The sequence below is a fragment of the Ensifer sp. NM-2 genome, assembly GCF_003024455.1.
Lineage (GTDB): Bacteria > Pseudomonadota > Alphaproteobacteria > Rhizobiales > Rhizobiaceae > Ensifer > Ensifer canadensis.
In genome coordinates this window covers 1-22,031 of record NZ_PVZR01000022.1, presented here as the reverse complement: position 1 = coordinate 22,031, position 22,031 = coordinate 1, and the positions used below count along the sequence as shown (strand labels likewise).

Annotated in this window: 23 protein-coding genes and 2 pseudogenes; 9 read left to right on the top strand and 16 right to left on the bottom strand. The window is 60.5% G+C overall.

The genetic code is table 11. From position 1 onward, the window contains the following. Position 1 precedes the first annotated feature (1 nt). From C6558_RS30760 to C6558_RS30740, 5 genes are all read right to left on the bottom strand, one after another. Positions 2–733, bottom strand: a complete 732-nt coding sequence (locus tag C6558_RS30760) for an ATP-binding cassette domain-containing protein (RefSeq protein ID WP_057206714.1) — start codon at positions 731–733, stop codon at positions 2–4. Between the two features lie 3 nt (positions 734–736). Beyond that, positions 737–1,714: an ABC transporter permease gene (locus C6558_RS30755; RefSeq protein ID WP_025430662.1), complete on the bottom strand. Its 978-nt coding sequence runs from the start codon at positions 1,712–1,714 to the stop codon at positions 737–739. A gap of 155 nt (positions 1,715–1,869) precedes the next feature. Continuing rightward, positions 1,870–2,850, bottom strand: a complete 981-nt coding sequence (locus C6558_RS30750) for a sugar ABC transporter substrate-binding protein (RefSeq protein WP_107028070.1) — start codon at positions 2,848–2,850, stop codon at positions 1,870–1,872. A gap of 46 nt (positions 2,851–2,896) precedes the next feature. Next, complete coding sequence (locus C6558_RS30745) at positions 2,897–4,099, bottom strand: mandelate racemase/muconate lactonizing enzyme family protein (RefSeq protein WP_107028069.1); 1,203 nt, start codon at positions 4,097–4,099, stop codon at positions 2,897–2,899. A gap of 11 nt (positions 4,100–4,110) precedes the next feature. After that, entirely contained in the window at positions 4,111–4,833 is a 723-nt protein-coding gene (locus tag C6558_RS30740) for a FadR/GntR family transcriptional regulator (protein ID WP_107028068.1), read from the bottom strand. A gap of 112 nt (positions 4,834–4,945) precedes the next feature. Here C6558_RS30740 and C6558_RS30735 point away from each other — a divergent pair, with 112 nt between their 5' ends. The 4 genes and pseudogenes from C6558_RS30735 (at position 4,946) to C6558_RS30720 (ending at position 7,908) form a co-directional block, all read left to right on the top strand. Continuing rightward, on the top strand, positions 4,946–5,842 hold the full coding sequence (locus C6558_RS30735) for an SMP-30/gluconolactonase/LRE family protein (RefSeq protein WP_057216428.1): 897 nt from the start codon (positions 4,946–4,948) through the stop codon (positions 5,840–5,842). An 833-nt stretch (positions 5,843–6,675) separates the two neighbouring features. After that, positions 6,676–7,070 (top strand): annotated as a pseudogene (locus C6558_RS30730) (type IV secretory system conjugative DNA transfer family protein); the annotation flags it as partial. Positions 7,071–7,111: 41 nt separating this feature from the next. Further along, complete coding sequence (locus C6558_RS30725; protein ID WP_057206701.1) at positions 7,112–7,315, top strand: hypothetical protein; 204 nt, start codon at positions 7,112–7,114, stop codon at positions 7,313–7,315. 377 nt (positions 7,316–7,692) lie between these two features. After that, entirely contained in the window at positions 7,693–7,908 is a 216-nt protein-coding gene (locus tag C6558_RS30720) for a DUF3072 domain-containing protein (RefSeq protein WP_057206695.1), read from the top strand. A 115-nt stretch (positions 7,909–8,023) separates the two neighbouring features. Here C6558_RS30720 and C6558_RS39765 read toward each other — a convergent pair whose 3' ends face one another. Then, the gene (locus C6558_RS39765; RefSeq protein ID WP_113567802.1) at positions 8,024–8,263 is read right to left on the bottom strand and encodes a hypothetical protein; all 240 of its coding nucleotides are present in this window, start codon (positions 8,261–8,263) and stop codon (positions 8,024–8,026) included. A gap of 213 nt (positions 8,264–8,476) precedes the next feature. On the opposite strand from C6558_RS39765, the gene C6558_RS30710 reads away from it, so the two are divergent. Further along, positions 8,477–8,950 (top strand): hypothetical protein, encoded by a 474-nt coding sequence (locus C6558_RS30710; protein ID WP_146160923.1) that lies wholly within the window; start codon positions 8,477–8,479, stop codon positions 8,948–8,950. Positions 8,951–9,026: 76 nt separating this feature from the next. Here C6558_RS30710 and C6558_RS41100 read toward each other — a convergent pair. Then, positions 9,027–9,140: pseudogene (locus C6558_RS41100) on the bottom strand (type II toxin-antitoxin system VapC family toxin); the annotation flags it as partial. 390 nt (positions 9,141–9,530) lie between these two features. Between C6558_RS41100 and C6558_RS40410 the strand changes: the two are divergent. Then, positions 9,531–10,013 carry a hypothetical protein gene (locus C6558_RS40410; RefSeq protein ID WP_199197068.1) on the top strand — a complete coding sequence of 161 codons (483 nt, stop codon included), beginning with the start codon at positions 9,531–9,533 and terminating at the stop codon, positions 10,011–10,013. Between the two features lie 99 nt (positions 10,014–10,112). Then, positions 10,113–10,277, top strand: a complete 165-nt coding sequence (locus C6558_RS41775; protein WP_371412314.1) for an ATP-binding protein — start codon at positions 10,113–10,115, stop codon at positions 10,275–10,277. A 307-nt stretch (positions 10,278–10,584) separates the two neighbouring features. Here C6558_RS41775 and C6558_RS30685 read toward each other — a convergent pair whose 3' ends face one another. The 9 genes from C6558_RS30685 to C6558_RS30645 form a co-directional block, all read right to left on the bottom strand. Further along, entirely contained in the window at positions 10,585–11,349 is a 765-nt protein-coding gene (locus tag C6558_RS30685; protein ID WP_107028066.1) for an SDR family NAD(P)-dependent oxidoreductase, read from the bottom strand. 10 nt (positions 11,350–11,359) lie between these two features. After that, positions 11,360–13,066 (bottom strand): SMP-30/gluconolactonase/LRE family protein, encoded by a 1,707-nt coding sequence (locus C6558_RS30680; RefSeq protein ID WP_107028065.1) that lies wholly within the window; start codon positions 13,064–13,066, stop codon positions 11,360–11,362. Beyond that, positions 13,045–14,025: an NAD(P)-dependent oxidoreductase gene (locus C6558_RS30675; protein ID WP_107028064.1), complete on the bottom strand. Its 981-nt coding sequence runs from the start codon at positions 14,023–14,025 to the stop codon at positions 13,045–13,047. Before C6558_RS30675 ends, C6558_RS30680 begins: the two co-directional genes overlap by 22 nt. Next, positions 14,022–15,110: an ABC transporter ATP-binding protein gene (locus C6558_RS30670; RefSeq protein ID WP_107028063.1), complete on the bottom strand. Its 1,089-nt coding sequence runs from the start codon at positions 15,108–15,110 to the stop codon at positions 14,022–14,024. Before C6558_RS30670 ends, C6558_RS30675 begins: the two co-directional genes overlap by 4 nt. A gap of 1 nt (position 15,111) precedes the next feature. Beyond that, positions 15,112–15,942, bottom strand: coding sequence for a carbohydrate ABC transporter permease (locus C6558_RS30665; protein WP_107028062.1), 831 nt, complete (start codon positions 15,940–15,942; stop codon positions 15,112–15,114). Positions 15,943–15,951: 9 nt separating this feature from the next. Beyond that, a complete protein-coding gene (locus C6558_RS30660) occupies positions 15,952–16,857 on the bottom strand; it encodes a carbohydrate ABC transporter permease (RefSeq protein ID WP_107028061.1) in 906 nt (301 codons plus the stop codon). Between the two features lie 79 nt (positions 16,858–16,936). Continuing rightward, positions 16,937–18,202, bottom strand: coding sequence for an ABC transporter substrate-binding protein (locus C6558_RS30655; protein WP_107028101.1), 1,266 nt, complete (start codon positions 18,200–18,202; stop codon positions 16,937–16,939). Positions 18,203–18,228: 26 nt separating this feature from the next. Then, complete coding sequence (locus C6558_RS30650; RefSeq protein ID WP_107028060.1) at positions 18,229–19,398, bottom strand: mandelate racemase/muconate lactonizing enzyme family protein; 1,170 nt, start codon at positions 19,396–19,398, stop codon at positions 18,229–18,231. Beyond that, positions 19,395–20,315, bottom strand: coding sequence for a dihydrodipicolinate synthase family protein (locus tag C6558_RS30645; protein WP_107028059.1), 921 nt, complete (start codon positions 20,313–20,315; stop codon positions 19,395–19,397). The genes C6558_RS30650 and C6558_RS30645 overlap by 4 nt, the downstream gene beginning before the upstream one ends. Before the next feature lie 86 nt (positions 20,316–20,401). Here C6558_RS30645 and C6558_RS30640 point away from each other — a divergent pair, with 86 nt between their 5' ends. Together C6558_RS30640 and C6558_RS30635 are read left to right on the top strand one after the other, a co-directional pair. After that, entirely contained in the window at positions 20,402–21,331 is a 930-nt protein-coding gene (locus tag C6558_RS30640; protein ID WP_107028058.1) for a 2-dehydro-3-deoxygalactonokinase, read from the top strand. A 12-nt stretch (positions 21,332–21,343) separates the two neighbouring features. Beyond that, complete coding sequence (locus C6558_RS30635) at positions 21,344–21,928, top strand: hypothetical protein (protein ID WP_107028057.1); 585 nt, start codon at positions 21,344–21,346, stop codon at positions 21,926–21,928. Positions 21,929–22,031: the final 103 nt, after the last annotated feature.

Below are 22,031 nucleotides of genomic sequence, written 5' to 3'. Positions count from 1 at the left end.
TTCAAAGCACCGACTGCACTTCGTCAATCGACGTGTCGGCGACACGCTTGTCGAGCACGATCTGTCCACGCGCCATCGCGACCACACGGTCACAGCAGTCAAAGACATGATGCATATTGTGGCTAATGAAGATCCCCGTGACGTTCTGCTCCTTCAGCGAACGAACGAAACCGATGACCTTGTTGGTCTCCTTGACCGAAAGATGGTTAGTCGGCTCATCGAGGATCATCACCTTGGATTTAAAGTGCATGGCTCGGGCGATGGCGACACCCTGCCGCTGCCCCCCGGAAAGCTCACCAACCAGCGCATCAGGCGAGCGGAGATGCAGATCGACATCTGCGATCGCCCGGACACTTTCCTCGCGCATTTTTCGTAGATCCATAACGCCGATGCCAAACACCGAGTATTTCAGCGGCTCTCGACCGATGAACAAATTCCGCGCAATCGACATTGTTGGAACCATGGAGTTGTACTGGTAGATCGTCTCGATGCCGAGACGCATGGAATCGCGCGGGCTGCAGATCGCGACTTTCTCGGATTCGATATAGATGTCACCCTCATCCTGCTTCTGCACACCGGAGAGGATATTGATCAGTGTGGATTTGCCGGCACCGTTATCACCGATGAGGCCCACTGCTTCGTTGCGGGCGAAATCGACCGAGACGCCTTTCAGCGCATGCACGCCCGAATACCACTTGTGCAGGTTTTTGACGGAAACGATGGTATCCTTCATGGTTCAGACCTCCACTTTGATCGACTTTGCGCGCTTGCGCAGCCAAGAATTGGCGACCACCGCAAAGATGGTCAGCGAGCCGATGGCGAACTTGAACCAGTTGGCGTCGACCTGGCTGAGAACGAGACCATTGTCGATCACGCGGATCAGCGCAACGCCCACGATGCCGCCCAAAACGGCGCCGACCCCGCCGGTCAGTGCAGTGCCACCGATGACCGCCGCCGCCACGGCCTGAAGCTCCATTCCCTCGCCGATTGACGGCAGGGGCGAACCGAGGCGCAGCACCTGGATCAATCCGGCAAATCCGCTTAGTACCGAGCAGAGAATGAAACAGGCGATCTTGACGCGCGCTGTCGGGATGCCGAGTGCCGCTGCCGCCGGCAGGAATCCGCCGGTTGCTCGGATCCAGTTGCCAAAGTTCGTACGGCTGAGGAGCAACGACACGAGACCAGCGATGGCCACAAACCAGATGAATGACATTCTCACCAGTTCGCCCGGCCCGACGAAGCTAGTGAAGAGCCACGTGGGGAGATCGGCCGGTAGAAGCGGTGGAAATCCGCCCGAGATCACGACAGTCAGGGATCTGGCGACAAACATCATGCCAAGCGTGGTGATGAAACTTGGTATCGCGAAGCGAATGGTCAGAAAACCGTTCAGAAGGCCGATAAAGACGCACACAAGAAGGCCGGCGATCAGTGCCAGTGGGAACGAAATCCCTGTAACCATCAGCACTGCCATCGACATCGGCATCAGAGCGAATACGGCTCCCACTGAAAGGTCGAATTCACCGCAGATCATGAGAACCGTCACACCGATCGCGACCAGTGCCATCTCGGGCAGGATCCCCAAAACGCCGCGCAAATTGTCAAGACTCAAGAACACGCCTTCGGACTGGCTCTGGAAGATACCCATTAGAAGTAGGAGAAGGATAAGCGCGGCCAGTTCGGGCTTATCCATGTAGATTTTCAAAAAACGTTTCATTGCATGCGGCTCCAGTGCAAGAGGGCGGCGATGTGCTCGCCGTACCCTCTCGGCCAAATTTGGCGCTCTGCGCGTTCAACTTAACGCGCAAAGCACACTCTAACGCCCTGAACAGGCTAGTTTGTCTCTTCGCTCCGGCCCCCCGGGGACGTGCGTTAGCGAAGCCCCTTGGCGGAGAACTCCATGATCGTCTCGGCATCGGCCGGGCGAACAATGCCCTGCCCCGTGTCAATGTCGGACGGGGCAAGTCCGAAAGTCTTGGCGAGATAGACTTGCATGACTGGCATGAAGCCCTGCATGTACGGCTGCTGATCGACCTGAACCTGGACGTAGCCGGTCTGCATCTGCTGGACGACTTCCGGCACGAGGTCGAAGCCGCCTAGCAGCACCTTGCCCGGCTCGACGCCGCGATCCTTCAGCACCCGTGCGACCGCAGCATGCCAAAAGCCAGTGTCGAAATAGGCCGTGGTGTCGGGGTGGGCATTAAGATAGGCGCCAACACGATCGGCCGTAATCGCAAGATCAGTGCCGCTATCGATTCGCTCCCAAGAAACCTCTCGGTTGGGATTGGCGGCCTTGTATTCCTCCAGGAAATCCATGACGCCCTGCCCGCGCGCCTCAGACCAGTTCTGGCCTGGAGCCGAAACCCCGACCAGCACCTTGATCGGCCCCTCCTTCGGGAAATTCTCCGCCATGGCCTGACCGAGCGAGTGGCCGGCTGGTCGGAATCCCTGGCCGACAAAAGCAGCGCGCATGTTTCCTTGTGCGCCCTGACTGTCATCCACGTTGACCCCGATCACGACGACGTTGTCCTTCGTGGCGCGGGCGATGACGTCGTCGAACGCCTTGTCGTCGACGATCGAAGTTAGAAGGGCATCAGGCTTGCGCGCCAGGGCCGCTTCCATGTTTGAAAGCTGCTGCTCGACGGAGCCTTCGTTCTGCGTAAAGACCATCTGGCAGTTGGCTGCGATCTTCTCGCAGGCGTCGTCAAAGCCCTTCTTCACCGCCTGCCAAAACGTATTCGACGCCGACGAATGGTGCGTGAAGACGATGTTTAGCGGCTCCGCGGATGCCCCGAGCGCTGTTGAGCCCAAAAGCGCTATGCTCAAAGCGCACCCAGTCAAAAACCTTCTCATGCTTACTCCTCCCTTGGTTCATTTTGATTGCAGCTGAAGGTCCGTGTCAGTTCGTATCCGAGCTGCGGCGAAATACGGTGAATGCCTTATCGAGGTCCGGATTGAGTTCCATGCCCAGTCCGGCGCCTGGCGGTACCGTGATCATGCCGTTCTTGACTTCGGGCAACGCCGTAACGAGGTCGCGGTACCAGGTCTTGTAGAAGGCGCGGACGCTCTCCTGCACCAGCGCATTGGGCGCGTTTAGCGACAGATGCGTCGATGCGCAAAGGACGACCGGGCCAGTGCAGTCATGCGGCGCGACGGGCAAGTGCCATGCCTCCGCCATAGCGGCGATCTTGCGTGCTTCCGACAATCCGCCGCACCAGCTGATGTCGAGCATGACCACGCCGGCAGCGTCGGTTTCCAGAAGGTCGCGAAAGGCCCAGCGCGAGCCCAACGTTTCCGAGGCTGAGATCGGTGCCGGCGAGACGGCCGCGTAGCGCTTGAGGCTCGAGAGGCTGTCCATTTTGATGGGATCCTCGTGCCAGAATGTTTGGTATGGCGCGAGTGCTTTTGCGATCTGCATTGCTGGCAACAGCTGCCACATCGAATGGAACTCGACCATGATATCCATCCGGTCGCCGACCGCCGAACGGATCTTCTCGAAGGGCTTAAGCGCCGACTTAAGATCGGGCAGTGAGATATATTGGCCGCGCGTCTTTTCCGCAGAGATATCGAACGGCCAGATCTTCATCGCCGTGATGCCCTCTTCAAGCAGGGAATGGGCAAGTTCGTCGGCGCTGTTCAGGAAGCCATTGAGGTCGTCGTAATTGCGCGCGGACGACGAGGACAGATCATAGTTTGCTGTCGTCTGGCCGGTCGCCTTCTTGATGTACTCAGTGCCCGCGCATGTGTTGTAGGTCCGGATTTCCCTGCGACTGAAACCGCCGAGCAACTGGGCGATCGGCTGGTTCGTTGCCTTGCCGAAGATGTCCCACAGCGCGATGTCAAAGGCCGAGTTGCCTCGCACTTCAGCTCCGGAGGAGCGAAACCCGAGGTACCCCACGAGATCGGCGGCGAGGAGGTCGATCTGCAAGGGGTCGCGGCCGATGACCCGAGGCGCGACATATTCATGAATATAGGTTTCGACGGTCTCGGCGCCGAAGAACGTCTCCCCGAGCCCGGTCAGCCCCTCATCCGTATGGACCAGGAGCCAGAGAAGGTTCGGGCGCTCCGCGACGCGGACCGTTTCCAGTTTCGTTATTTTCATAAGGCTGCTTCCTATGCGATGCCGGCGGCAAGAAGCGCCTTGACGCTCTCGTCGAAATGCCGGGCCATGAGCTGACTGGCTGCTTGCGGATCGCCCGCAGCAATCGCTTGCGCCAACTCGATATGGATTGCGTTCATTGCGTGCCGCTCTGCGTCCGAGGCGCGGCTGCGCCAACCGATCGGCCAAGTCTGCCGCGACACGCCCTGGAAGGCGCCGACAATCATCGAGAAGATCGGATTCTTTGAAGCGCGGGCGATCTCGAGATGAAACGCGAGATCGCTCTCCATCACTTTCTCCGCGTCTACAAAATTGTCCTCCATTGCCCTCGCAAGTTCGAGAATGGTGCGCGCTTCCGCGTCCGTCCGCCTCAGTGCGGCGAGCGTCGCCATACGGGTCTCTATGGTTCGGCGTACGTCGTAGACTTGATTGATGTTGATCTGGGCAGTGTGTACGCCGTGCTCGATCATCAAGGACATCGCCCCATGATCGAGCTGCGCCACGGTGGCGCGCCTGCCCGCACTGAGATCAATCAAGCGCATCGTGGCAAGCGACCTGAACGCCTCGCGGACCACCGATCGAGATACGCTGAGTTCCTTCGATAGCGTTGCCTCACTCGGCAACCGATCGCCGGGGCCGAGTTCATTTGTCCGGATGTGCTGGGTGATCGCGCCGATCGCGGTGCCAACCAGGCTGCCGGTTATATGTTGCTCATCTTCAACTGGCCGCAGATTCATACATCGCCTCCCGAAATGCCAAAACCTGTCGGACAGGTTTACTTAATCCGATTCATAGTTTACCCATAAGCTGTATGTCAAGATTGAATTCGAAGACCAAAAGGGGAATTCCATGGGAGTTGAGGTTGACGTTGTTCTCGCCGCGAAAAACGTCGTCGGAGAAAGTGCCGTATGGGACGAACGAGAACATGCGCTATGCTGGGTCGACATCGTCGGGAAATCGATCCATCGCTTACGCCCGAACTCGGGCAAGCACGAAAAGTGGAACTTCCATGATCTCGTGACTTCAATTGGCCTTCGTAAGGACGGAGGCGCCATTGTCGGATTGAGGAAGTCAATTGCGCTATGGGACTTCGGCGGCCAACTCCGCGCCATAGCAGAGGTTGAATCGGAGCTTCCGCGAAATCGCCTGAACGAAGGCGTTGTCGGGCCAGATGGCGCATTCTGGGTTGGCACCATGCAGGACAATATCGGTCTCGATGGCACGCCGCAGGCGATAACGGCAAAGACGGGAAGGCTGTATCGTTATGCGGGCGGAGAGCTATGCTCGGTTTCGGATGACCACTTTGGCATCACCAACACACTGATATGGACTGAAGACGATCGGCTCATTACGGCCGACACCGAAGACAACACGATCTACAGTTACGCCTTGGATAACAAATCCTGGTCTCTTCATGACCGGCGGACGATCCTTTCTGGCTTCAGTCGTGGTCTTCCAGACGGATCTTGCGTCGATGCGGAAGGTTTCATCTGGAATTGTCGCGTCGCCGGTGGCGGTTGCGTGGTTCGTTTCACGCCGAGCGGTATAATAGATCGCATTGTCGATCTGCCCTGTTCGTGGCCAACCAGCTGTGCTTTTGGCGGGCCTGGACTTGAAACGCTGTTCGTTACCTCAGCACGCTTCACGATGACCGACGCGCACCTTGCCGACAATCCGTACGAGGGAGCTGTGTTCGGGATGCGGGCAGGTGTTTGTGGGCAGCCGACCAATCGGTTCGGTCAATGACACAAATTGCAGGTTGCCAGAGATATTAGAGCACCCATCTGCCGGTGACGGCGCGCTTGCGCCGATTGAGCCTTTCCGCCAGCACCGCCGCAAGTGGATGATCCAGCAATGGACCGTCAACAATCGAAGCTGGTACCCTCACGATTGATTATGCGATCTTGAGTGGCAGTCGAACGGACCGATGTTCTCGACCGGCCGGATAAGGAGGAGTCTGCTTCGGCCGATGTCTATCGAGCGGATCATGACGCTAATCGAGCCGCACCCTCGCGGTTGGTGTTCGACAGGAACACCGGGGACAGCCGATCTAAGGTCAAAACAAGTTTCCCCTGTCAGCGCGCGCGCAACGGCGACGCGCCCCGGGAACCACGATCACATCCTGCTTCTCGCGCGTCCAACTCTCCGACTGACGCTCTGCTTCAAGTCGCCGGCACCACCTACGGCCGGCCGATGCGACGTGATGGCTGAGCGCCCTGGCGTAATGGCGGGCGACCTTGCGCTCCTTGTTGTCGCCGAACAGCCAGCCTTGCCGCGCAGCTCCGCGAACGTTTCGGGCGTTCAGCGACCGACCTCGCCAAAGCCTCACCGTCTATACCCTTGTCCACTAAGGCGACCTTGACCTTAAAGGCGACACCCTCCGGATCGACATAGACATTGCAGCCTACGGAACGCACCGTTGCCATGGCCCGCTCGAGGTCGGGTTTCGCCTTCTAACGAGCGACGTCCTCGATGGTGCGAGAATGTTTTGTCAGCGCCGGCACAAGCGGCTCAACTTTTTCCGCCGGCCTCTCCACACCTTGTCCGCTTCGCTGCACCTCGTCAGTGGCTGAGGGCTGATGATGGCGGGTTACGGTGTCCAGCTCTGGCCGATCCTGCAGGATCTCCACCAGCTTCGTGCGACCTACGGACAGCGCGCCGGAACCTTCCTCTCGAATGCCGGCGTGCTGCAGGTGTTCGGCGTCAACGACCACGACAGCGCGCGCCTCGTCTCTGATCTGCTCGGACAGGAAACTGTCGTCTTCCAGACTATGGCCCGCGCGCTTGATTCCGAGAAGTCGGGGATCTCCTACAGCCAGCAGCACACGGCCGCCCACTGCTCACGCCAGACGAGGTACGAAACCTTCCCGGCCATGCTCAGTTGCTGTTTCTTGCAGGCCAGCGACCAGTCGTCGCCGCAAAGCTCGCCTTTTATGCTGACCCAGAATTCAAGGGAGCGTTCGATGGAGCTTGAACCTGCCCTGCTCACCACGATCGCCTCAAACAGGTTGCCCCATGACCGTGATTGTGGTCGAAAAGCTGCATGCCACCGGATCGCCGACCACGCTTGCGCAACTCGTGGAGATCACAGGTCTCGCCAGAAACGTTACTGCCCAGACCCTCGACCCGCTCATACAGCGCGGGCCCGCCTCGGCAATGCCATCCTCCGTTCGGTCCGATATCAACCGCCTCTCAAAATGGGCGATCGCGCTGATTTGAGGACCGTCCCTTTAACGCCCCTCCTCCCTGCCACCCAAGCCAGGCGGAAACGCTGCGATCGATTCCGCAAATCGATGTGGCGAGCGGACGACAACTTCCGTCGAGATCCGGCTTTCGATCTCCGACTGCCATACCGGACGGCGGGCAGCCTAAATCGTTCACGCTTGCAGATCGTGAACCGTTTGGCTGAGAGAGGAGCCCAGGACCTGGTCGCCGCGTGCGGATCATCTAATGGTCGCCGGTATACTCTGAACGGGCTCTCTACCGGGTGCGGCGCTCACTTCTAATGAAGGGCCGACGACACAGGCGACGATCGACAGATGGTTGGAACCCGCACGCGCCCTGGAACGTTTAGAGAACGAATTCAGGAGGGTGTTATGACTGTCAATCCGAAAACCGATCCTTCTTCCAACACACAGAAAGACCCCGACGATTGGGTCAGCGGCGACGAGCCGATGACCGGTGCGCAGCGGTCCTATCTGAAGACCCTGTCGGAGCAGGCGCATCAGCCCGAGGCCTATGCTGAGGATCTGACCAAGGCGGAAGCATCCAAGAAGATCGACGAACTGAAGCAGTCGCTCGATTTGGAATGAATCGCCGCGTGCGGCCACCATGCATTGAAGCCGATAGCCGAGGACGCACAGTGACATCACGAATCTCTGGAACTTTTTTCACGAGAGGCGATTTTTGCTGATTAAGCCAGCCCGGTCACGCTGCGAAACAGGCAACGTCGAGAATACGGCCATGCAACACGAAGACACCAGACAACAGTATAGCAAGGTGGTTCACGGCTGGAATCAGCGGTACGACCTGGAAGAGTTCATCCGCGCGCACCGGCTTATGCCCCTTGTCGCACGTGAACTGTTCGAGAAATTCGGACCATACAAAATCGACCTCGATCGAAAGGTCGCCGAGCTCGGAGCAGTGGGAAAATCTAATCGTGGGCACTAGTCGAGAGTTCCTCTACGCGCCCCTAGACGACCAGGCGGTCGTTCCCTCCATCTGTCGGCCGCCTGGAATAAACTTTTCTCACAGATAGCAGCTCGCTTCGCGAGCACGACGCGCTTAACTGTGGGGCGGCTGCACCCGTCAAAAAAACGGCCCCCATAATAGAGGCCATAATCGCATTGCCAAGTCCAACTTACTACGATGTCTGCTCAGGTGGAATACCCTTCTCCACCAGCCGAGCCTTACAGAAGACCATTGCCGTGTCCCGGGCCAGCAGCCCATGCTGCCGACGGTGAGGCGATCGACCTCCACGATTTCGGGCTTGTCGCCGTGTTCCGGCAACCCAGCCAGGCGATCGCCTGTGCATTCGATCTTCGGAGCCGCCTGAATCAAATCGGCCTGAATGTGCAAGCAGCCATCCACATCGGCGAGTGCGGAAGACACCACGGCCTCTATGCCGGCCCGGTCCTGCAGCTTGCAGCGGGACTTGCGGGCTGCGCGAGACCGGGCGATATCATCGCCTCCCGCACCGTGCGCGATCTCGCCATCGGTACAAACCTCTCCTTTGATCCACGCGGGGAGCTCGACCTGCCCGGAATCCCCGGCCCATGGCGGTACTTTTCCGTTGGCCCGGTTTTGGCCATGCCCCGTACGGGAGCATCCAATGAATTACCGGAAGATAATTGACCCGATCGGGAGCACCCGGCTGCCTGCAGTTCCTTGTCGCTCCAATGGCGTGTCGATGCCGTGCCCTCCCTCAACGCATCCGGTCGCCATAGTCGTGGCGCAGCCCGCACAACCATTCGGTGAGGTGCGCGACAGTTTTTGGATCCGATTCCTGTTTCAGGGGAATGCCGCGCATGATTTCGCCAAGCGAGAAACGCACTCAGGTGATGCTGTAGCTTCGCAGGGATCAGCGCCGTCGGTGGGGTTATTTGCACACGCTATGGTTCGAAATCGGCTTCAAATGTGCAGCTTTGGTCATGTCACCCGCAATTTTATTAGTAAATGTGAAAAAAACATTGGCTTTCCGAAGCGATTAATTGACGGCTCCGACGACCCCGAAAAAAACGTGGCACCGGAGGGGGTTATCTTCGTCCCGGGATATTTGTTCTGTTACGGCCTCAGCAAAACTCCGGCTCTGGATGCGGTGCACGCAACCTATGCTTAGTGGAGGTCACGGAAGGACATGCCTAGCCTCGTTGTTGAGGAGTGAGTTATTGCTCGGCGGCTGGGCAAATACTTGAATCAACATTGGGAGACCAGCATGAAAAAGTATCTTCAAACAGTTGCTATCTGCGCCATCGTTGCGGCGGGTTACACGGCGCCAGCATTCGCTGACGGCGGCAAAATCGGCGGAGCCGGCGAAATTGGCGGCAAAAGCGACGGTGCGAGCGGAACGGGCGCTGATAGCGGCAGCGGCGGTGGTGGAGACAGCGGCAGCGGCGGCGGTGGAGACAACGGCAGCAGCGGCGGTGGAGACGGCGGCAGCGGCGGCAGTGAAAGCGGTGGCGGCAGCGAAAGCGGCGGCGGCAGCGAAAGCGGCGGTGGCAGTGAAAGCGGCGGCGGCAGTGAAAGCGGCGGCGGCACTGAAAGCGGCGGCGGCAGCGAAAGCGGCGGCGGCAGCGAAAGCGGCGGCGGCAGCGAAAGCGGCGGCGGCAGCGAAAGCGGCGGCGGCACTGAAAGCGGCGGCGGCACTGAAAGCGGCGGCGGCAGCGAAAGCGGCGGCGTCGTGTCAACCGCGCGTTAAGCGGGACAGTCTGCTGGTAAACAGACCGGCAGAACTCTATCCTGGCGGCGAGGGGCCTTTGCCCCTCGCCTTTTTTTCACAAGCGCCGTCAGTCGGCGAATGCCGGCTCGGCTGGCAATCTCAATTCCCAAGCTGCTCATCATCGACGAGCTTGGCTATCTTCCGTTCAAACTCAATGCAACCCATCTGCTCTTCCAGCTCGTGTCCGGCGCTATGAAATGGGTGCCAATGCTCGTCACCTCCAACCGCAGTGTCGGAGAATAGGGAACGGTGTTTGGCGATCCCGGACAGCCATGTCATCACGATCCGTGGCGACAGCTATAGAAAAGCGCCGCAGTGGACTCCTGCAGAGGCCAGCAACGCCTGGCAGAGATTGATCCAGCTCGCTTCAAGCAAAAGAACCTCAGAATGATGCAACGGCTGGTCAGAACATGGCGCATGGAACTGGCTGGGCTAGTCATTCTCGATGGCGGCTGGATAAGGAGTCTGCCCCTATCGTCTGCTTTGGTCGCTCGGCCTCAAACTGGCGGTCTAGGGCCTCGACGTCACCCTAGCCGTAGGGCGCTTTAACTCAATATCCACCGGAAAGAATGAGTGTCTCGCCGGTTACAAAACTGCTCGCCTCAGACGCCAGAAATAGCGCCGCACCAACCATTTCGTCAGGTCGTCCTGCCCGACCCATCCAGTTCAGCTTGCGGACGTAGTCCGCCCACGCTTCAGGATCCGAGTCACGTCTGTCCGCATTCCTGTCGGTATCGATCAAGCCCGGGGCCAGTGTGTTGAGAAGCACACCCCTGCCGGCGTAGTCTCGCGCCAGGCTCTGGACGAGATTGTGTTGAGCCGCCTTCGTGGCGGCGTAGATCGAGACGATCGCCTTTGGCCGTATCTGATTGATGCTACCGACGTTGATGACGCGACCCCAGCCGCGTTCCGCCATTGACGGAAGCACCGCTTGCAGCATGTCGACGGTTGACCGCAAATTTACATCGATCTGCAGATCAAGGTCCTCGGGTTTGACATCCTCAAAGGTGCCATTGATCTGTGCGGACGCGTTGATCACCAAAATGTCGAGGGGACCAGCCGCAGCCTCGGCGCGCTCGATGAGCATGCGTCCAGCCCGTTTGCTAGACAGATCACAGTAAACGGGGACGGCTTGTCCCCCGGCCTCCCGAATGGAACGCTCGACGTCGGCTGCTGCACCTTCCGTTTGTCCATGGACAACGACGCGGGCGCCATAGGCGGCAAACCCTTTTGCGATTGCCGCACCGATGCCGCGGCTGGAACCGGTGACGAGTGCCGTCCGCCCCTTCATCGAGAACATGTCCTGGTATGTCATCAAAGTCCTTTCATCCACCAAAGAGGTCTGCGGGTAAGCCACGCACTCCAGGCGTACATGCGAAAATGCCCCCCGATAGCGGTGCTTCGGTGAGCGTCGAAGCGGGCAGACGCGTGCGGGCGCTCGTTATGAAAAGGGTTGCTAGATCGTCGCCGCCGAAGGCGACACTCGTCGGACGCGGCACTGGCAGGTCCACGACACGATCGATCTTGCCGTCGGGATGGTAGCGCACCACGCGCCATCCGTCCCAAATCGCGCACCAGACGCCGCCCTCAGCGTCGACCGTCAGGCCATCGGGCCGGCCTTCGGATTCCGGGATTCGGGCGAACACCCGGCGATTGCCGATGAGGCCTTCCCCAATGTCGAATTCATACGCGTAGATGATGCCCGGCACTGTATCGACGAAGTAGAAGATCCGGCCGTCGGAGCTCCATGCAAGCCCGTTTGCGACTGTCAATCCGGCCGCGGCCCGGTGAACCTCTCCGCTGCCGGAAATCCGGTAGAGGTTCCCGGTCGGCCGGCTGACATCGAGGCGCATGGAGCCGACCCAAAGCCGCCCGCGCGCGTCGGTCTTTGCGTCGTTCAGGCGGTTTTCCGGCATGCCGGGCTCGGGTTCGGCAAAGAGGGTGAAGGTGCCGCGGTCGAAATCCAGAAACTCCACTCCGTCCTGGGATGCAACGACGAGCCTTCCATCGATAGCAGGCAGCACGGCGCTGACAAGTTTGGAAACGTTGCAGGTCTCGTTCTTGCCGGTCACCGGGTCGAAGCGGTGGACGGCGGGATGAAGAATATCGACCCAGTACAGCCGCTTTTCCCGCTCGATCCAGACGGGTGCCTCGCCCAGCTGAGCGCCCCACGGCAGCACGCAGTGCACAAAACTGGATGTGGACGTCCGCTCTCGCGGCCGCGGGCCCGAACTGATCGCGACAGTTCCGGCCGTTCCGGTGATGCGGCGGGCGGAGGCGATGAGCTCCCGGCCCACCGGGTGAATTCCGGAACTGTCGAGGCGCGAGGCCGGGGCGAGGACGACGAGAGCACCGATGGGTACGCCGTCCCGCCCGGCAATCGGCGCAGCAACGGAATTCACACCGACCAGATGCTCCTCGTAAGAGACGGCATATCCCCGTGCCCGCGTCAGCACCAGATCCGCCTCGAGCGACTGCGCATCGGTTATCGTTTTCGGGGTGAAGCGGTCGTAGGACAGCTGCGCCATCAGGCTGCGTGCAAACGTCGGCTCCTGGAACGCCAGGAGTGCCTTGCCCGCCGCCGAGCAATGGATCGCAACCCTGCGCCCGACTTCGATCAGGACGCCAAGTCCGCCGCTCGACCGCTCCTCCAGATAGACGACGCGCGAACCATCGAGACGGCATAGCGCGACGGTTTCTCCCAGATCGATGGACAGCCGTTGGAGCTCAGGCAGAGCGGCGCTCAACAGGTCGAACTTGTCCCAGACGCGATGGGATAGTTCGAGAAAGCGGTTGCCCAGCAGATAGGCACCGCTTTCATCATCCTGGCGAACCAGGCGATAGACCATCAGGGTTTTGAGCATACGCGCCAGGGTCGGCTTCGGGACGCCGCTCTGCCTTTGCAGATCGGCAAACCGAAGCGGCTTCGTGGCTTCCGCGATGAGGTCGAGCAGGGCGAGGCCCTTGGCGAGCGCTGCAGCGCCCGCCGGTGCCCCGCGATCCTCCAGGCCTACGCTGGCATTTTCTTCCATGCTTCTACCGCCTCATCTAGCATCCGCATGATCGGCCATTGCGGCGCGAAGCCAAGCGTGTCGCATATATGCTGGTTGGAGGTGTGATACCACACACCGGGGCCGGGCAGGTCCACGGTGACGAGTGGCAAACCGGTCCTTTGCGCCATTACCGGTAGAACGTCAGCAAAGTCAACGGGATCGCTGGAGCCGAGGTTGAACGTGCCGCCCGGCGCCTTTTCATGCGTCAACGCTAGTAGAACGCCCTGGGCCATGTCGCGCGTGTCCGTGATGTGCATGCGGAAGGGGCGCCCGTTTTCGTTCCGAGACAGGATCAATGCGGGGCGGCCGGGGTCCGCTGCCCGCAGCACCTCGACCGCCGCCCTGTTGCCGAAACCTTCCTGCTGGCGGATCTTCGGCTGCAGGAAGAAGCGCGGGCCTGAAAAGAAACTCGTCGCATCCAGGAGTTCGGAGGCGTTCTGCGTGTGCGAGAAACGCAGGATCACGGTTTCCATGGACGAGACACGATCCTGAAACCGCACCAGTTCCTCGCCGAGCAGCTTGGTCAGCCCGTAGGGCGACAACGGGTTTGTGCCATTCGCCTCGGTTATCGGCTGGAACTCCGGCTTGTTTTCCGGATAAACCTCGCCGGAACTCGCGAAAACGAACCGGCCGACCTTTTCAGCCACTGCTGCTTCCAGCACGACCCGCGTGCCCTCCACATTGGCGCGGAACAGCTTCTCCCGGTCATCCGGCAACCACGACATGAAGGCGCCGAGGTGCAATACGGCGTCCATGTCCGAGCAAGCGCGGCGCGCCGCTTCTTCGTCGTCGAAGGCTCCGACAACTTCGTCAAAGCCGTCCTGCTCGATGCCGGCGGGTCGCAGATCGAACCCCCTGACGCGATGGCCGGCGGCCAGCAAATCCCGTATGACGAACGATCCGACTCTGCCCGCCGAGCCAGTTACAAGCACTTTCATCTGTCGATTGCCTTTTCAGTTTGTGCGTCAAAGAGGTGGATGTGAGAGGGGTCGAAGGACAGCGAGAGCTCTTCGCCCTCCCGGATCGTGCCGGAATAGGGAACGCGGGCGATCAACCCCTTGCCGCGCTCGTCCTCACGGCCCTGGTGGAAGGCGTACTGGCCTGGTTCGAAGTAGACGTATTTTTCGGATCCCAGGCTTTCGACGAGCACCGGCTTCACCTGGAAGGTTACGCCGCCCTGCCCCAGCGAGAGGTGCTCGGGACGAATGCCGACAATCACCTCCCCGTCAGCGACCCCCGGCCGAGCGGCGAAGGTCTGCCCGAACAGCTCGATGTGTCCGCCCGTGATGCGAGTTCGAAGGAAATTCATGCCCGGGGAGCCGATGAAACTGGCAACGAAGAGATTTATCGGCTTCTGAAACAGCGTATCCGGGTCGGCGATCTGCTGGACGAGGCCGTCGCGCATGATGACCACCCGATCCGCCATCGTCATCGCTTCGATCTGGTCATGAGTGACGTAGACGGTGGTGACCCCAATGCGCTTGTGGAGCGCGCTGATTTCGGCGCGGGTGTGAACACGCAGCTTGGCATCGAGGTTCGACAGCGGTTCATCCATCAGAAAGGCGCGGGGTTCGCGCACAATGGCGCGCCCGAGCGCCACGCGCTGCCGCTGGCCGCCCGACAAGGCTTTCGGCCGGCGATCAAGCAGATGGTCGACCGCCAGGATTCGGGCTGCCTCCTGCACGCGCTTGTCGATCTCGGTCTTTGCCATGCCGCGCATCTTGAGGCCGAAGCCGATGTTCTGTCCGACGGTCAGATGCGGATAGAGCGCGTAGTTCTGGAAGACCATGGCGATATCGCGGTCGCCCGGTGCGAGATCGGTGACATCCCTGTCGCCGATCAGGATCTTGCCTCCGCTTGCAGCCTCGAGCCCCGCGAGAATCTTGAGCATAGTCGACTTGCCGCAGCCGGACGGGCCGACCAACACAACGAATTCGCCGTCCGTGATCTCGAGCGAGAATTCTTTCAATACGTTGAGCGCGCCGTAGCTCTTGTGCACGCCTTGAATGCTTATTCCAGCCATTTCACTTCTCCGCGCCGGCGGTGAGCCCACCGACCAAGTAACGTTCGAGGAACAGGTAGATGACGACGATGGGCAGGGCCACAAACACGGCGGCGGCCGAGATTTCGTTCCAATCCGTGACGTATTCGCCCTTCATCGTGGTGATGCCGAGATTGGCCGTCCAGTTGCCCTGAGCGTTGGTCAGGAACGTCCGCGCGTAGGCGTAATCCGCCCAGGAAAGAACGAAGGCATAGAGTGCCGTCGCCGCCAGGCCCGGTGTTGCCACGGGAAGCACGACCCGGAACAACGCGCCGAGCGGCGAGCAGCCGTCGACCATGGCGGCCTGCTCAAGTTCGCGCGGAATGGTGTCGAAATAGCCTTTCAGCATCCATGTGGTGAAGGGGATGATGAGCGTCGAATGTGCCAGAACCAGCGACCAAAGGCTGCCGATCAGCCCCATCGACCGGAAGATCCCGAACAGCGGTATCACAAGAAGCGTTGCAGGCAGCATCTTCGCCGTAAGGATGAACAAGCCGAGGGGCCGGCTGCCCTTCACGCTGAAGCGCGAAAGACTGTAGCCAGCAAAGACCGAGACGATCATCGATAGCGCTACGGAGCCGGCGGCCGCCAGCGTCGAGTTCATCAGCCACAAGAGGATCGGGCGCTCGGTGGCCACCTTGGCGAACGTGCTCCACTGCGGCTCGGCCGGCCAGAAAGACGGGGGCAACGACCGAATTTCGGAAAGCGTCGACAAGGCGGTGACGAAGAGCCAGTAGATCGGAAAAAGCAGAATCCCACAGACGGCGATTACACCGGCATAGAGAGCAAGGGATTGTAGCCCTGTGCGTTTCATGATGGCCCCCTAGTACATTGCTTGCGATTTGCGGCCGAGCATCAATAGGCTGACCACTACGCAAAGGATGAGCGTCACGATGCCGATGGCCGATGCGTAACCCATGTTGAAGAAGCCGAAGGCCTGGTCGTACGTCATGATCGACAGCGTCGTCGTGGACTTCAGGGGTCCGCCATCCGTGAGCACCTTGATGATGGAGAAATCGCGAAACACCCACAGCACGACCAGCACAAGCGTCACGCCCAGTACCGGCATGAGCACGGGGACGGTGATGTAGCGGAAGCGCTGGAAGGCGTTGGCTCCGTCGACCTTCGCGGCATTGTAGAAGTCGTCCGGTATAGACTGAAGACCGGCGAGCGTCATGATCGAGACGAACGGATAGCCCTTCCAGATCATCGTGACGGCGACGACCCAGAAGGCTGCTGTCGGATCAGAGAACCAGTTGATCATGCCGCTGGTCAGGCCGAGCTTGATGAGGAGCCAGTTCATCAGACCGAAGGAGGAATCGAAGATCCAGGAAAAGATGACGACCGCGATGACCTCGGGAACCGCCCAAGGCAAGGCGACGAAGAGCCTCGCAAGGCTGCGTCCCCTGAAGCGATTGTTGACCAGAAGGGCTGTTGCAAGCCCCACGGCAAAGCAGGCGACCGTCACCACGACAACGAGCTTGATCGTCACCCAGCAGGCTGTCCAGAACTCCGGCGATGTGAACAGCTTCTCGTAGTTCTGAAGAGTAAACGGCTTTCGCGGCGCGCTGAGCGTCGCCATCCCGACCTTCTGAAACGACAGATCCAGGGAGACGAACAGGGGATAGATGATAATCAGCGCGACCAGTGCGACGGCCGGCAGCAGTAGCAGATAGCCGAGATAATGCTGACGGCTGGGCCTTGCCAGGTCGAAGAAGCGTAGGCTCATGGCGTTGCTTTCAGGTTGGGAGCGCCAAGCGCCGTTGGGCGCCTGGACGTTCGTGTGTCTCTAGGGCGAGAGGCTCGCGCTAGTTGAGCGCTTCGGCCTTTTCCTGCATCGTCTTCGCAACGACAGCCGGATCGAGATCCTCGATGATCATCCGCTGCGCCTCTTCCTGGACCATCTTCGAAAACTCGTTGAACTGGACCTCGAGGCCGACAGGAATGCGGTCGATCCGGTTCTTGGCCGCAGCCCGCTGCGATTCAAGCATGAGTTCGAAGTGTGGCAGCTTGGCTTTCGCCTCCGTCAGATCAGCATTCGGATCCGGCGGCGTCGAGGCGGCCATCGTCGCGAAACTCCCCTGGAATTTGTGCGACGTCGCTATGGCTATGAAGTCCCAGACCAGTTGCTTCTTCTCGTCCGGGATTTCGCTCGGCATCGCCAGGACATTCGAGGAGCCGCCGAGAGGCGGATCGAAGGGCACGCTAGCGAGCTTCAGTTTATCCTTCGCTGTCCCGTCCTGCATGATCTGGTAGATCCATGGGCCGTCGATCTTGAGGGCGATCTTGCCGTCCGCGAAGAGTTTGCGCACCTCGCCGGCGGAAAGGTCGCGCGGTGTCAGGTTTTCCGTCACGACCGTCTTCCAGCGCTTGAGGCCTTCGACCATTTCGGGCGTGTCGATCGTGACGTTGCCTTCGGCATCAGTGAAACGTGCGCCAGTATCGAAGAGGTAGCTCGCCATTTCCGCCAGGTACTGGCCGCTGCCACCTCTCGTCTCGTGGCCGGTTCCGAACTGGTCGAGAATACCGTCGCCGTTGAGGTCCTTGGTGGTGGCGCGTGCAGCGGCGAGGAACTCTTCGTAGTTCTTCGGTACCGCCACGCCCGCTTGCTTGAGCATGTCTTCGTTGTATCCGAAGATAACGCCGTAATAGAGCATCATGACGCAGACGGTCGTGCCCTGGAACTGGCAGGTGTTCTGCCCGCTCCAGCCGTTCAGATCGAGTCCGGCCTTCTCGATCCAGGGGCCGAGATCCTCCAGCCAGCCGTTGTTCGCGAAGGTCTGGAACTCGAACGAGGCGAGATGGACGATGTCCGGCGGCGTTCCGCCGGCAAACAGGGTTGTCATCGTATCGGCATAGGCATTTCGCTCCACCTTCGTCCATTCGATGGTGTCACCCGGATGCTTCGCCTCCCATTCCTTGATGACCGTGCCCCACCAGTCCCCGATACCCCGTTCGTCTTTCTGCCAGGAGACGAACTTGAGCGCTTCAGCGCCGGCCGTCTGGGGCAGCGCAAATCCGGCCAGCAGGCCTGCAACGGTCGCCGCGGCGATCCGGTCCTTGATCCTCTTCATCATTCCTCCACTCCTCCGTTGTTCATTCACTGCTTCTTCAGAAGCGACAAAGCCTCTCGTGAGAGCTCCACCCCGAGGCCGGCTCCCGTCGGCAGGACGTATTCTCCCGCCACGCAATCCATGTCCGTTTCGAGCAGCCGGCGATTGGGCTCGAAGATCGAATGCTGAAATTCGTGACAATCCACCATTGCAAGCGCAGCACTCGCCTGAAGGCTTGCCGCCAGGAAAATGCCGGCGCCGATGGTCGCATGCGGAATAACCTTGATGTGATGGGCCTGGGCGTATTGTCCGATGCGCATGAACTCGGTCACACCCTTGTGCCCCATCTCGGGCTGGACGATTGCCATCCCCCGGACAGCGACTCTCGGCACCATGTCATGGACCGTTCGCCATTCCTCGCCGACGGCGATGGCGCTTGCGACGGCATTTGCCACGCGCGCCAGACCATCGATGTCCTCCGTGCGAACCGGCGCCTCAGCAAACCAGAGGCCATGAGGTTCCATTCCCTTGATCAGCGCGATCGCCTCGCTGGCCGTATGCGTCCAGTGCATGTCGCAGGCGATACGCGCTGATGGCCCCAGCCGCGCTCTCAATGTCTCAATTTCGCGGGCGACGCCGTCGTCGGCCACCGGTGCTGCAAACTTGAAGGACGAAAACCCCTTCTCGCGCCAATGAAGCGCCAGCTCGGCGCGCTTTTCGCGCGTGTCTTCCGGCAATCCGGAGACATATGCGTCGATGCGCTCGCGTCGCTGGCCGCCGAGCAGTTTGCAGAGCGGCAGTTGCGCGAGCTTGCCCGCCAGATCCCAAAGCGCGATGTCGACGGCCGCCAGCGCATCCAGGTAGAAGCCGCCGGTATAACCGCGCACCCGCATGAGGTCATAGAGGTCATCGTGAATTGCGGCAGCGTCGAAGACATCCCGGCCGATCGTGAAGTCTGCCAGGAGATCGTCGATAATCTCCATCGTCGCCTTCGGGGCGACGAGCCCGTAGGTTTCCCCCCAGCCGACTGCGCCATTCACGGTTTCGATGCGCACCAGGACGCTGCGATCGAAGACGGGATACACCGTCCTGTTGCCCTTGCGCACGAGATAGCCACGTGCGCTCGGCTCCTCTCCGCTGCGCGCCTTTCCAAGGTACGGGCGGTCGCGCGGAATGGTCAGCGTGAAGGTTTCGACAGACTTGACCCGATCGATCATGCGTTTTCTCCCTCGCCGGGACGTCCCAGCCCACATTCCGCATAGGATGCGTCGATGTCTCGAAGGGCAAGTGCGTCGATTTCAGGGGTCGGCGCGCGCACGATGCGGTTGTCGGCGACACCACGCAGCATCAGGATATGCTTGGTCAACCGCATACGGTAGACGGCCTGCAGAACAAGAAGCGGCAGCGAACGGATATAGAGGGCACGGGCTTCGCTTTTCCGGCCGTCGCGGAAAGCGCGATCGAGCGACACATGCAGGTCCGCGATTTCCAGAGCCGGCATGGCCGCACAGGCACCTCGCTCGTATTCGTCGAGAATGTAGCGGGCACCGCCCCCGCCGATGACCCCGCGCAGGTGCTCCGGCGCCTCGGCGAGGATGGCCGTGATTGCCGGACCCGCCGGCAGCGTCTCTTCCTTCACGTAACGCACCGACGGAACCGAGCGGACGACGTGAACGACGGCTTCCGGCGAGAGGTCGGATCCGCGTGGCGCCGGGGCATTCTGAAGGATGATCTCAGCGTTCGGCACCTGGGCTGCGACCGCGCCGAGAAATGCCGCGACGGCCTCGGCACCCGCGCCAATCGACTTCGGCGGCTGGATCATCAGCAAATCGATGCCGAGGGCCGCCGCCTGGTGCGCATGGGCGACGACCTCCGCCACGGTGCCCCCGCTTGCGCCGGCGACGACGGGGATCCGGCCGGCGACCTCAGCCACCACGGCTGCCAGGAGGGCTGCTCGCTCCTCTGCACTCAGCGCCTCGACCTCGCTTGCGAAGCCCGGAAAGACGACGCCGTCGACACCCCCCTCCAAGGCAAATCGTACAAGCCGACGCATCGCATCGAGATCGACGCCATCGTCGGCGAAGGGTGTGGGCAGTACCGGCAATATTCCACTCAGTCGCATCTTTTGGTCCATATTGTGAGACTTATAATTTGCATTGTGGACCTTATGCGGAAATGTTAAGCGGTGTCAATCGGCAATGAAGTAGGAAGGAGTTTGCTGTGAGCGATCGGACATACCGGCACACGGTCGTCCTCGATTGGGGCACGACGGGATTTTCCGCCGCGCTGCTCGACGAGAGCGGCGACGTTCGCGAGGTGAAGACGGGCGATTTGGGAATTCAATCGGTCCCGAATGGCGAGCATCAAAAGGTTCTGTCCGGTGAGCTGGCAGATTGGCGCGCGCGGTGCGGCGGACTGTCGATCATCGCGTCGGGAATGATCGGTAGTCGCAACGGATGGATCGAGATGCCCTATGTGCCGACACCGGCCAGCGCCGCGGACCTGGCTGCGGCCGCACGGACGATCGAACTGCCGCATGGCGACACACTCACCCTGCTGCCCGGCCTGACCGACCGCACGGCCCATCCCCATTCTGACGTCATGCGAGGCGAGGAGACGCAGCTGGTTGGTTTTGGACTGGAGCGCGACATCGTCGTCGTCCTGCCCGGCACACATACCAAATGGGCGGAGCTGCGCGGCGGCCAAATTCATCGGTTCCGCACCTTCGTCACGAGTGAGGTGTTCAACACGGTCGCCCACCATTCCTTTTTGATGAAAGCGGCAAAGGGAGAGGCGAGCGCGACCGGGCAGGCATTTCTTGATGGCGTGAAGCTCGCGATGGACGACAGCGGCAGGGCCGGCGGACTGCTGACCCGTCTGTTTTCATTGCGCACTGCCTGGCTTGCCGGGGAGCTGGAGCAGCAGGACATGCGCAGCCGCCTCTGGGGACTGGTCGTCGGCTGGGAATTCAGGGAAGCGCGCGAGCAGAACTGGTTTTCCCCCGGCGACCCGATCGCGGTCGTCGGTGATGACCATCTGGTCGATGTCTACGAGGTGGTTGTCGAAGCCTTCGGCGCCAGGCTCGTCTCTGCCGGCCGGGACATGGCCATCAAGGGCGCACAGGCAATCTTTCAACACGCGGCGTCTTGAGGAGTCGGATCAATGGATGACACCGTTACAATCACTTCTGGCGCCATGCGGGCGGAAATCGCGCTCCTCGGCGCGGAACTGCTGCCCTTACGTCTCGGCGGGCATGAGCTATTGTGGGAGGCAGACGCGGCCTCCTGGAGCGGCACGAGCCCGATCCTTTTCCCTGTCATCGGTCGCGTGAACGATGGGGTCGTTCGGATTGCCGGGAAGCCATATCCCATGCCGCCGCACGGTTTCGCCAGACAGGCAAAGTTTACAATCGAGAAACGGGCGTCTGACCAGGTCGTCCTCGTGACGGCGGAGAATGACGAGAGCCTGCGATCCTATCCATTCTGCTTCGTTCTGAAGGTCACTTATTTCCTGGCGGCTGGAGGTCTTCAGATCACGTTCGACGTGATCAACACGGGAGAAGATGCACTGCCATACGCAATCGGGTTCCACCCGGGTTTCCGGTGGCCCTTCGCGCAGGGTGACAAAGACGGCTACAGCCTGGCCCTGCCCACGAGGGAAAAGGTGTCTGGTTCTAGGCTGACCTCGGCCGGCTTGATGGACCCCGCTCGTTACGAGGTCCCCCTAGACCGTATGTTCGTGGGGTGAAGGTGGCCGCCCCCGCGGTAAGCTGAATTCGGGGGTTGCTCTGGATAGGCCGGAGCCGAGCCCCACGCTTAGCGAGGGCGAACCATGAAAGAAGATAGCGTAA